Below are 11729 nucleotides of genomic sequence, written 5' to 3'. Positions count from 1 at the left end.
CGATCGGCTTGACCGCCACTCGCTCACATCTCCCACTCGTGACCCTTCCTGCGATGACCGTCAAGGGACTGACGACCATGCAACCTCACCGTATCGCTCAACCGTGGACTTCCAGCGATCGCTCGACCTCCGCGCCGGCCGGATCGTCGATTCGCTTCCACCCCGATCGCCGGGTCGATGCCGGGCATCCGGCGCACCGGCCGGTCCTGGCTCCTCGGGAGACGATCCACCTGGCCCAGTTGCTCGATCGCGCCGCGAACCGATGGCCCGACCGGGTCGCGGTCGAAACCGAAGCGGGTCAGACGCTGACCTATGCCCAGCTTGACCACGCGGCCGATCGGCTCGACGCCCGACTGGCGCGCTATGGCGTAGGCCGAGGGGACCGTGTCGGGCTGATGCTGCCGAAATCGCTGGAGGCGGTCGCGGCCATTCACGGCATCCTTCGCGCCGGTGCCGCCTATGTGCCGGTCGATGCCACCGCTCCGGTCGCCCGAGGAGCGGGGATTCTGGCCGACGCCTTCGTCAAGACGATTGTGATTCATGCTTCACTGGTCGAGTCGCTCCGCAGCGCCTGGGCTGGCCCCGGTCCCCTGCCCAAGTTGATCGTCGTGGGAGAAACGACCGACGACGATTGCGCGACCTGGGACGAGGTGATGGCTGACGAGGCCCCGACGCCCGATCCCTCCCCCCGGTTCGATGGCGATGTGGCGTACATCCTGTACACCTCGGGATCGACCGGAACGCCCAAGGGAGTGACCCTAACGCATCAGAATGCCTTGAGTTTCCTCGACTGGTGCGTATCGGAGTTCGGCCAGGAGCCGGGGCGACGGTTTGCCTCGCATGCTCCGTTTCATTTTGATCTGTCGGTCTTTGACCTTTATGCCTCGTGCCGGGCGGGCGGGACGCTCGTTCTCGTGAGCGAAGGGCTGGGGAAAGATCCGGTTCGGCTCGGTGATTTCCTGGCCGAGCGGCAGATTGACGTCTGGTACTCTGCGCCGTCGATTCTCGGTCTGATGGCCGAGTTCGGCCGCCTCGATCGGCCGGGGTTCCCTGTTCCCTCGCTCGTGCTTTTTGCGGGAGAGGTGTTCCCGATCACTCAGTTGAAGCGGCTGCGCAAGCTCTGGCCGTCGGCAACGCTCTGGAACCTGTACGGGCCGACGGAGACGAACGTCTGCACGGCGTACCGAATTCCGGCCTCGATCGCCGACGACCGGACTGAAGCCTTCCCGATCGGCCCGGTCTGCCCGCCGCTTCAGGCCCGAGTGGTCGATGAGCAAGGGGACGACGTGCCCGAGGGGGACGAAGGAGAACTGCTCATTGCCGGGCCGGGCGTGATGCGCGGATACTTCGGGCGAGACGACCTGACGGAATCGGCCTTCATCGAAGCTCCCGACGGCACACTCTGGTATCGGACCGGGGATCTGGTCGCCGACATCGGCGGGGGTTGCTTCGCCTATCATGGGCGTCGAGACCGGATGGTGAAGAAGCGAGGCTACCGGATCGAGTTGGGAGAGATCGAGGCCGCGCTCGATCGGCTCGACGGCATCTCCCGAGCCGCGGTGGTGGCCGTGCCGGGCGACGCCGGCCTGACGATCACGGCCTTCGTGGCCATGAAACCCGGCCAAAAAGCCTCGATCATCGCCGTGAAGCGTCATTGTACTGCACACTTGCCAACTTATATGATTCCCGACGCCATTCGGTTTCTGCCCGTGCTGCCATCCACCTCGACCGACAAGATTGATTACCCTCGGCTGATCACGCTCGTGTCCGGCGAGGTTTCCTCCGAGGCGGCCTGACCACGGCAAGGAAGACGGAAGGCGTGCATCACCCATTGGATTCCGGAACGTCCCGAGGTGTCCGTGCGGCTGATCCCCGGTCATCTGACGAGCTGGAAGCCCTGGTATTACCGGGCCTTGATCCCGGCGCTGCAACGGCTTGGTCCCGAGCGGTCGGATTCCGTGCTGGAAGCCCTTGGCCGTCTCGTTGCCCTCTCGCCAAGGCGGGCCAGGAAGATCACCGCTCGACTGGCCGACGCCCGCGAGGGGCTTGAAGCGGACTGGGATCTCGACACGGCTCGAAACGCCCTGGCGGGCAATCTCGCGCGGTTCTCGGCGCGGGATTGCCTCCTTTCGGGGCTGTCGGACGAGGCCGCCCTGAGCCGGTTCGACGTGACCGGCGCCGAGCATCTCGACGCGGCGATCGGTCGCGGCAAGGGTCTGATCCTGCTCGGAGCGCACTTCGGCGGCTACCTGGCCGCCATGCACTGGCTCATCCGACGTCGAGTGCCCTTGCGGATGATGCTGCAACGGCCTCGGCATGTCTCGGAGGAGCTGACACGCTGGTTCAACCGCGCCGGCACACCCGACGACCCCGACGGAGAGGCCCGTCACCCGCAATCGGCGTTTTTCCTGCGACGGTCGATGCCGGCGGGGGAAGGGGTCTTGCGGGTGCTTCGGGCGCGATCGGCCCTGCTCGAAGGGCTGGCGGTCTTGATTCACGGCGATGTGGCCTGGGACTCCCGCTGTGCTCGTCCGGGACGATTGCTTGGGCGACCGGTTCGGGTGGAGTCGGCCTGGGCCGATCTGGCGGTCGTGACCGGATCGCCCGTTCTGCCGATCTTCTGCGAACACCGGCGCGGGGGTCGATTCGGGCTGACGATCGATCCCCCCCGGTTCCTTGCTCCGGGCGGTCAGCAGGACGCGGTGGATCGCTACCTGGCCCGCCTCGACGCCGCCATCGCCGCCGCACCGGCCGAGGCGATCTCGCATCTTCTCTGGCCCACCGATCGCCTCGACCGGGTCGCCCCTCGGCCATCTTGGGATCGTTCGCAAGTTCCGCGAATCCCGAACCCCGAAGCCGCGACCGGGTGATGGGGAGGGGTTACGGGGTCTGGCCGGCGGATGACTTGGGACGGGTCTTCGAGGCAAGCCGGGTGCGGTCTGGCTGGAGTTCGAGGGCAAGCATCCGATCGGCCTCGCCTTTTCGTGGATGAACCGTTGCGGCGCGATCGAGGAGGCGGACCCGGCCCAGACGCTCCAGATCGTTGAGAATCCATTGCGGCCCCACGACGTAGACCCGGTTTTCGAGGGCGTCGGGGTCGAGCCGATCGGCGAGGGAGGCGACCTCATCGTGCCGACGAACCGGAATCGGCAGGTAGTAGGTGATCTGGGGATCGGGAATTCCGACGACGGACAGATCCGCGCCGGGCGGCACCTTGGCAGCGAACCGCTTGGCCATCTCGGACTGCCCTCGGTAATCGTCCACCTCGGGCATTGCGAGCGACTGGACCAGGACGAACGCCCCCCAGACCATCGCAAACAGGGCGGCAAGGGTTGCTCGGGGCCGACCGGCTCGCCAGAACCGCTCAGCCATCGTCAGGCCGAGTCCGATCAGCGAGGCGATCGCCGCAGCTGCCAGGGCCAATCCTGATGCGTTCGTCCAGGCGAGGATGATCCCGCCCACGATGCCGACCAGGGCCAGCAGCGGCATGGTGACGCGGGTCGTTCGCAGAAGCGGCCAGCCTTGGAGCCGGTCGGCAACCTCTCCGGTCATGAGACGAACCAGGCCGAGCGCGGCCCAGATCGACAGCGGAGGCAAGGCCGGAATGATGTAGTGCTTGTGCTTCCAGGCCGAAAGGGAGAGCACGAGCATCATGCCGAAGATCCAGCAGCGGAGGAACCGCCCTTGCGCGTTGTCCTGGTTCTGCTCGCGTGCGGTCTTCGCGTTCGTAAGGGCGCCGAAGACGGCCAGGGGAGTCCAGGGCAAGGCGAGCCAGGCGGCAGTGTAGAGGTAGAAAACGGGGTCCTTGCCGCCACCGCTCAGATCGCCGCTGAAACGCTCGACGTTGTGTCGCCACCAGACGTCGAGCAGGCCCGGCTCGCGGAGCATGGCCGCCGCAGGCCACGCGACCACCAGAGCGACCATCAGCATCCAGCCGATCGGGTCAAGCAGCAATCGCCAGGCGACCCACTTGCGCTCAACGATTGCAAACAGGCCGCTGCCGACGGCAATCAGCACCAGGCCAATCGGCCCCTTGACCAAAAACGCCAGCCCCGCCGCTCCGAAATAGGCCAGCCGCCAGCCGATCGGCGGTCGAGCGTCCGGACGATGAATCACCCCCGCGGCGAAGCTGGCCATCGCCATCGTCACAAGCGCGCAGAGCAGCATGTCGGCTTCGGCCAGGCGCCCTTGCATAAACGCATAGACCGAACTGGACTGGATCAGACCGGCCACCAGGCCCACGCGATCGCCGTACCAACGCGCCGCGAGCCAGGCAATGGCCAGGCTGGTCAGGACGGCGGAGAGGATCGCCGGCAGCCGGGCGGCCCATTCGGCCTCGGTGTCGAAGACAAGGAGCGAGGCGGCAATCGACCAGTGCATTAACGGGGGCTTGTCCCAGAGGGGCATTCCCATGATCCGAGGCACCAGCCAATCGCCCGAGTGCAGGAACTCCCGAGCGGGGCCGGCAAAGTTCACTTCATGAAAGGTCAGGGTCCAGGGTCGACCCAGGTTGACCAGCAGGATCGACAGGCCGAAGACGGCGACGATCAAGGCGGATCGACCCGAAAGGCGCTGTGTCGGCATCGAACCGTCCGATCGCGTGGTCATTACCTTCGATTGGACCGCAGGGCTTGCCTTCTTGCGGCCATCCGTGACCATCACCAGTCCCTGTTCCTGTCCACCACAGGAAACCTCCAACCCGTGATTCTATCCGAACACGGTGAACTTGGTTGAGGGAACGAACTCAAGATCATGACCGTATCCTCCTCCATCGACAAGGGTCCGTCACCGGCTTGAGGCGATCGTCCCTCCGGGTTCCCGCCGGGTGGCGATGGGAGAGGCTGGGCTCCCTTGGCGGTTGCCCTGCTCAAGCCATTGGGAGCCAGGTTCGGGAGGATCGGAGGGCAGCCCGGAGAAAGGGGAGTTTCGGCAAGGCGGCGATGAGCCGGAGATCGTCGGCCAGGGAGCTTTGGTCGCTCAGGAACCGGACCAAGGCGTCGGCGTCGACCCGGTCGAACATTCGAGCGAACAGTTGGGGAGCCTGGGAGGGGCGATCACGGAGCGCTCGCAAAAAGACCACATCGAAAAACGCGTATTTCCGAGGCGCGATCGGCGGATCGAGCCGCGCATCGGTGGCCGCACGGCTCACGATCTGTTCCGCGATCCGCCGACACTGCCTTTGAATTCGAACAAAGGCGTAACCACTGGAGGGCCGTGCCGCCGCCCCGGCCAGGCCGATGGGGACGATGCGGCCTCCTGACGCATCGACCGGGCGGTGGGTTGTCATGGGGATATGCCCGGATTCTTCTTCAATCACCTCGTACCGATCAACGTCGAAGCACCGATTGAGGTACGACGCAAGTTCCTTCCGGTGCCGAGCCGCCGAAACCGGGGAGGGAAACAGATAGGTGTTTTCGACCAGTGCATCCCGGTCGGTCAGCGGAAGCACGTAGACAAAGTGAGGGCCATGAGACTGATCAACGCGAAAATCCATAAGAATTGGACAAGCTGGATCAAAGACCGCGTGCTCCGCCCGAATCGTCTGGCCGAGAAAGTGCTGGACCATGACCGCCTCCCCTTTGGGAGCCGCTAGGGCCAGTGCAGCAGGAGGTCGAGCACTGTCGAAGGCTCGGCGACCACGAAGCGTTCCCCGACCCGTCTCGATCGAAACCGCTTCCGCGTCGAGGGTCGTTGACCGGATCGGCGTTCCGAACCAGATTTCGACGTCGTCGTCATCGGCCAGGTGATGAAAGATACGCCGGTAGACATCGATGGAGCGCAGGCGGCGATAGCGGTAGCGCGTCGAGTGCGACTCGCGCCAGGTCCCCCGCTCATCCACGACCGCCCAGCGAGACCAGGCGTGAGTGGCCAGGTCGTCGAAAGGGGTCGGCTCCACGTCCCAGTAGCACCAGGTCCGATCGTTTGCGTACCCCGCTCGGCGATCGACAAGGGCCATCGAGCCGCGATCGCCGAGCGATCGCAGGTGCCAGGCCAGGCTCAGGCCGGCACAGCCTGATCCGAGCACAACATGATCGTACGTTATGTTCGATGGCCTACGAGGGTGGCATCGGGGCAAGAAGAACTGGTCGGTTGAATCGGCAACTGACGTCTGGGGAATCCTGGACAGGCTAATCACAGTTGCACCTCCCCTGCCCTCGAACGGCCCCAGACGGCTTGCATGCGGTCCATTCCCAGCACGACGAGGACATGAGGAAGCGTCAATGCGCTGATCATCGCCAGGGCCGCCAGGCCGAAGTCGGCCACGGCTCCGGTTCTGGCCCGCACGAACCACCAGAGCAAACCCATCATCGCCAGAGCGATCACCGTGGTCGGCAAGGTGGCCCGATGGAACTGAGCCAGCGCAGTGAGCCAGTGCCCGGAGCGGGCCGCCGCCCGAGTCGGCTCGGCAATCGGCAGCAAGCGGACCACATGCCGAATCGCATGCCATCCATTGAAATAAACACCCATTGCCAGGACCGGAGGAACGACCGAGAACAGGCAAACCAGCAGGGCCGAGCCGGCGGCTTCGCTCAGCGTGATCCTTGTGCGATTGGGATGCCGCAACGTTTCCAAGACCAGCGTTGCCAGATGCAAGACGACCACGACTCCCACCACCATCAATCCCACCCGTCGATGCAATTCCGAAATCGCCCACTGGCCCGAGTCGCCAAAGAGGCGACCGGTCAAGGCGTTGGCGGCCTCGGCGAACATCTCATCAAACACGAGCACCGGCAAGGCAACCGGCACTAGGCCCCGCACCAGAAGCAGCAAGGCGGAATGCCAGGCCAGCCACGCCCCGAAGCGATCGCACGGATCGGTCGCTTCGTCGTGGAGTTCGTTCCGGGAGACTCGACTCCAGTAGAGATCTCCCTGGCCAAAGTGAAACGCCGCCACGATCAGGAACCCGATCAGGGCGGCCAAGGGCATGATCCACCAGAGCAAGAGGACAGCGGCCATCGCGCCGAGATAGCCAACGAGGAACCCAATACCGCTACGAGCTTGAGTTCTTCCGTAAGGAATCTGGTGATCGAGCGCACCATGAGGAATTCCGAAGCCAAGCAGGCCCAGAGCCCAGGGTGCCCACTGCACCTCCGGCCGTTCGGTGAATTCAGGGGCGATCACGCCCAGGCCCAGCACTGCGGCACAGGCCAGCACGCCAGGAAATGACGCCAGAATGCTCATGGATGAGCATGCGTATGACATGTGACTCTCAGGTTGGGTCGCCCCGTGGAGAATCGGATCATTGAGCGGGAATGAACGAATCTCCGGCTCCGTTGTAGGCGCCCTGCAGTCCTCGTCGAGCCTTTTCAACAGAAGGGACGCAGAAACATGTTCCCGAGTCTCACCCGTGACGTGCCGCACATCGTTCGTGGAGAGGATTTCCCAGCGATTTTGTCTTGACGACCGTTTTCGGTCGCCTATGGCAACGTGTAGGAAGTGTGTCTGCCCGGCGACCACCTCGGGCGAACGTCTCGCCCCGGGTGTGTTCCGCCCATCATCCTCCGCCGGCAGCCTTCCGTGGCGACCCGCGACATCTCGGCAACGCATGAAACTGTCCTCATTTCCGGACAGTCCGATCTCGATCCGCGCTTTTTCGCCGAGGTCGTGATGGGTCGCACCTTCCCGCACCCGGAGGAGCGACGCCGTGGAACTTTCCCTTTCACAGTTCGAGCTGGTCTCGAACATGTTCTCCTTTACGATCGCCGCGATGGGCGCGGCGGCTCTGTTCTTCTTCTTTACCAGCTTTCAGATTCACCCGAAGTACCGGCTGGCCGTTCTGGTCTCGGGGGTGGTGGTCGCCCTGGCGTGCTACCACTACGTCCGGATTTACGACAGCTGGCACGATGCCTACGCCCTGACCGAGACGGAATCGGGGGTGGTTTTCCAGGAAACCGCAACTCCGTTCAACGATTACTACCGCTATGCCGACTGGATCTTGACCGTTCCGCTTCTGGTGATCGAGTTGATCGCCGTCATGGCCCTGGCGGCTCCGATTGCTCGATCCCTCTCCTGGCGACTGGGCGGGGCGGCGGTCCTGATGATCATCCTTGGTTATCCGGGTGAGATTTCGAGCGACAACGGAACGCGATGGCTCTTCTGGGGCCTGAGCATGCTCCCATTCTTGTATATCTTGTTTGTGTTGCTTACCGAGCTGTCGACCTCGCTGGCACGCCAACCCGAGGATGTTCGGGGTCGAATCAGCTTTGCTCGGTATTTGATTGTGATCACCTGGTCGTTCTACCCGATCGCCTACCTTGCCCCGATGATCGGCCTCTCGGGAGCGAACGCAGAGGTGGCCTTGCAGGTGGGCTACTCGATTGCCGACGTGCTGGCCAAGGCAGCGTTTGGCCTGTACATCTACTCGATTGCCGCGACGAAATCGGAACTGGAAACCGGCGAGGCGCTCTCGGCACACTCCGAGTACGCGGCCTGACGATCGGGCAAACCGGGAGCGGAACCGGGGGGTGGCCGGCACCCCCTGGTCTCCGAGGCAGTCCGGGCCGTGTCTCACGGGAGGGTTCCCACGCGCTGGTCATGGGCTCGTTGCCCCTCTTGGTTCCGATCGTCGTTCAGCGTGCGTCACGCGTATTCGTCTGCAAAGGCCATCTTGGAGGACCAATCAACCGATCTGGGACGGATCGCGGTGAATCGCTACACTGATTGCACCGTTGATCGTCGAGTGAGCGGGCCGGCCCTGGCCGGCTCGAACGCCCCGCCCGTCTGGGATCGTCGTTGCCATGCCCGGTCCGTCGCTGTTCGATTCCGTGCCCGATCCTCACGACCTCGATGCAAAGGTGTCGGCCGGGGTGGTCGGTCTGCCCAGCGGGCCACCGGTGCTGAGTGTCACCGAGTTGACCGCCTTGATTCGTGAGGTGCTCGAATCGGCGTTTGCCGAAGTGGCGGTCTGCGGCGAAATCTCGAACCTCTCTCGCCCGAAGTCGGGCCATGTCTACTTCGACATCAAGGACGAGGGAGCCCGAATTCGAGCCGTTCTCTGGCGCAGTCAGGCCGCTCGGGTTCCGTTCGACCTGGAAAACGGGCTGGCGGTACGAGCCTGGGGCAGCGTTGATCTGTATCCGCCCCACGGTTCCTATCAGATTCAGGTGCGGACCATCGAGCCGGAGGGAATCGGGCCGCTCGAACTGGCCTTCCGGCAGCTCTGCGATCGCCTTCGCCTGGAAGGGCTGTTCGACCCGGCTCGCAAGCGTCCCTTGCCGAGGTTCCCGAAACGGATCGTTGTCGTCTCCAGCCCGACCGGCGCGGCGGTGCGAGACATCCTGACCGTCACCGGGAGGCGCTGGCCGTCGGCCGAGATCCTCATCGCCCCGGCCAAGGTGCAGGGCCAGGGGGCGGCCGAGGAAGTTGCTGCCGCCATCGCACTGGCCAACCGGCTCGACCAGGTCGATCTGATCCTCGTCGGTCGCGGAGGTGGCAGCCTGGAGGACCTCTGGGCTTTCAATGAAGAAGTGGTGGCGCGTGCAATCGTTGCGTCTCGTGTTCCGGTTGTTTCCGGAGTCGGACACGAGACGGACCTGACGATTACGGACCTCGTGGCCGACCTTCGCGGCCCGACCCCCAGCGGCGCGGCCGAGCTGGCCGTACCCGACCTTCGGGATGTGCTGAACCGGCTCGACACCCTCTCCGGCCGGATGGCCCGCGCCCTGTCGCTCCGGGCGAGCGACGCGCGCTCGCGGCTTGAATCGCTGGCCGATCGGGCCGATCGGGCCATGTCGCGATTGCTCGACCGCCGACGCGATCGCCTGGCGGCCCTGGCCGGGCAGCTCGACGCCCTGAGCCCGCTTGCGGTCCTGTCACGCGGTTACAGCCTGACGCAGCGGGTCGAGGACGCTCGCGTGGTACGATCTTCCGACGACGCGAAGCCAGGCACCTTGATTCGGACGCGACTGGCTTCGGGGTCGATTCTCAGCCGGGTTGAGGTTGGTCCGAGCCACGGGGAAGGCCCTCCGGACGATCAGGAGGTCGCTCCCACCGACTCCAAACGGCCGGCCCGGCGCGACCGACGCCCCGCCCCCGGAGCCGTGGCCCCCGTGCCGACCGATCGCCCCCGCAAGCGCCTCGCCCCCGGAGGCTCCGGCCCCTTCCGCACCGATCCCGAACGGAGTTGATCTGATGCCCGACGCCCCGCAGCCCTCCCCAGACACTCCCGAGAAGGATACCCCCTCGTTCGAGGCCGCCCTTGGGCAGATCGAGGGGATTGTCTCCGATCTCGAACGAGGAACGCTTGATCTCGACGCCTCGTTGGCACGTTATGAACGCGGGGTCCGCCTGCTTGCACAGTGCCGCACCACGCTCCAGGCGGCCGAGCGTCGGGTCGCCCTGCTGACGGGAACCTCCGACGACGGGGAAGCCCTGACCGCTCCCTTCGACGACCCCTCCTCCCTCTCCACCGAAACCGACACCGATCTTGAGGACGATTAACGCGCGTTGATCGTGTGAACCCCACCCCTTCCAGGACCCTGCTGCTGGCCTTCGATCCGCCGGAATGGCCGCATGCAGTTCTCCCGAGCCAGCACCGACCATGCAGCTCCGCCGCATCGACCTGAAGCTTGTCCGCCTTCCGCTGGTCCGGCCGTTCCGGACCAGTTCGCATGTGAAGGATCACCTTGCGCATCTTCTGGTGCGCGTGGAGTCGGAGGATGGACTCGTCGGCTGGGGAGAGTGTGCCAGCCCGTCCGATCCGTACTACTGCCCCGAAACCACCGAGACGTGCTGGCACCTGCTGCGCGACTTTCTCGGGCCGCTCGTGCTGGGCAAGGACTGGGAGACGATCGACGATCTCACCGCACTGTACCGCCTGGTGAAGGGGAACAACTTCGCCAAGGCCGGTTTGGAAATGGCCTGTTGCGATCTGCTCGCCCGATCGCAGGGGATCTCCCTGGCTCGGTTCATCGGCGGTGTGCGTCCGAAGATTTCGTCGGGGGTCAGCCTGGGGATCGAGGATGACCTGACGGCCCTGCTCGATACGATCGAACGGCACCTCTCGGCCGGTTACAAACGGATCAAGCTGAAAATCGGTCCTGGGCGCGATGTCAATGTTGTCCGAGAAGTGCGCCGCGTCTATCCGGGAATCTTACTTCAGGTCGATGCCAACTCCGCGTACACGCTCAACGACATCGACATGCTGCGACGGCTCGATGAATTCGATCTCCTGCTCATCGAGCAACCCCTGGCTCACGACGACATCATCGACCACGCGCGACTTCAGGCCGCTCTGCGCACGCCCGTTTGCCTCGACGAGTCGATTCACTCGGTTGATGATGCTCGCAAGGCGCTGGAACTCGACGCCTGCCGGGTCATCAACATCAAGGTGAGCCGGGTCGGCGGCCTGATGGAGGCCCGTCGCATTCACGATTATTGCTTCACCCGAGGGGTTCCCGTCTGGTGCGGGGGGATGCACGAGTTCGGCATCGGCCGCGCCGCCAATGTCGCGCTGTCGAGTTTGCCCGGGTTTGTCTTTCCGGGAGATGTGTCCGGCTCCGACAAGTACTACCTTCAGGACATTGTTGATCCCCCCGTCCTTGCCTTCGACGGCGAGGTGCCCGTACCCAACGGCCCCGGACTCGGTCACGAACCCGTCGAGGAATTCATCATCGGCAACACGCGGCGCGAGGTGACGCTCGATGCCGACGAGGTCGCGTTGTAAGCCCCGCCCGGTTTCGGCCCGCACCACACTCGCAGGACGATTGCAGGCACCCCATCTCGGGACC

Annotated in this window: 9 protein-coding genes; 6 read left to right on the top strand and 3 right to left on the bottom strand. The window is 64.7% G+C overall.

The genetic code is table 11. The features are described 5' to 3' along the window. The first annotated feature begins 77 nt into the window (after window positions 1-77). Window positions 78-1796, top strand: coding sequence for an amino acid adenylation domain-containing protein (locus tag GA615_RS00660; RefSeq protein WP_152049329.1), 1719 nt, complete (start codon window positions 78-80; stop codon window positions 1794-1796). 57 nt (window positions 1797-1853) lie between these two features. Further along, window positions 1854-2870: a hypothetical protein gene (locus GA615_RS00655; protein WP_152049328.1), complete on the top strand. Its 1017-nt coding sequence runs from the start codon at window positions 1854-1856 to the stop codon at window positions 2868-2870. 10 nt (window positions 2871-2880) lie between these two features. Here GA615_RS00655 and GA615_RS00650 read toward each other — a convergent pair whose 3' ends face one another. The 3 genes from GA615_RS00650 to GA615_RS00640 all read right to left on the bottom strand — a co-directional run bounded on the left by GA615_RS00650 (window position 2881) and on the right by GA615_RS00640 (window position 7203). Then, entirely contained in the window at window positions 2881-4584 is a 1704-nt protein-coding gene (locus GA615_RS00650; RefSeq protein ID WP_161602086.1) for an ArnT family glycosyltransferase, read from the bottom strand. 283 nt (window positions 4585-4867) lie between these two features. Continuing rightward, on the bottom strand, window positions 4868-6025 hold the full coding sequence (locus tag GA615_RS00645) for a lycopene cyclase family protein (RefSeq protein WP_161602085.1): 1158 nt from the start codon (window positions 6023-6025) through the stop codon (window positions 4868-4870). Window positions 6026-6132: 107 nt separating this feature from the next. Further along, window positions 6133-7203, bottom strand: coding sequence for a Brp/Blh family beta-carotene 15,15'-dioxygenase (locus tag GA615_RS00640; protein WP_161602084.1), 1071 nt, complete (start codon window positions 7201-7203; stop codon window positions 6133-6135). 442 nt (window positions 7204-7645) lie between these two features. Between GA615_RS00640 and GA615_RS00635 the strand changes: the two genes are divergently transcribed. The 4 genes from GA615_RS00635 (at window position 7646) to menC (ending at window position 11665) form a co-directional block, all read left to right on the top strand. Further along, window positions 7646-8434 carry a bacteriorhodopsin-like gene (locus GA615_RS00635; RefSeq protein WP_235904961.1) on the top strand — a complete coding sequence of 263 codons (789 nt, stop codon included), beginning with the start codon at window positions 7646-7648 and terminating at the stop codon, window positions 8432-8434. Window positions 8435-8738: 304 nt separating this feature from the next. After that, the gene (xseA, locus tag GA615_RS00630; RefSeq protein ID WP_152049324.1) at window positions 8739-10127 is read left to right on the top strand and encodes an exodeoxyribonuclease VII large subunit; all 1389 of its coding nucleotides are present in this window, start codon (window positions 8739-8741) and stop codon (window positions 10125-10127) included. A 4-nt stretch (window positions 10128-10131) separates the two neighbouring features. Then, window positions 10132-10440 carry an exodeoxyribonuclease VII small subunit gene (gene xseB / locus GA615_RS00625; RefSeq protein ID WP_152049323.1) on the top strand — a complete coding sequence of 103 codons (309 nt, stop codon included), beginning with the start codon at window positions 10132-10134 and terminating at the stop codon, window positions 10438-10440. Window positions 10441-10504: 64 nt separating this feature from the next. After that, window positions 10505-11665, top strand: a complete 1161-nt coding sequence (menC, locus tag GA615_RS00620; RefSeq protein ID WP_235904960.1) for an o-succinylbenzoate synthase — start codon at window positions 10505-10507, stop codon at window positions 11663-11665. Window positions 11666-11729 lie beyond the last annotated feature (64 nt).

This window comes from Tautonia marina (assembly GCF_009177065.1).
GTDB classification, from domain to species: Bacteria; Planctomycetota; Planctomycetia; order Isosphaerales; family Isosphaeraceae; genus Tautonia; species Tautonia marina.
The sequence above is the reverse complement of the archived record's forward strand: the minus strand, read 5'-3'. Positions and strand labels throughout refer to the sequence as shown.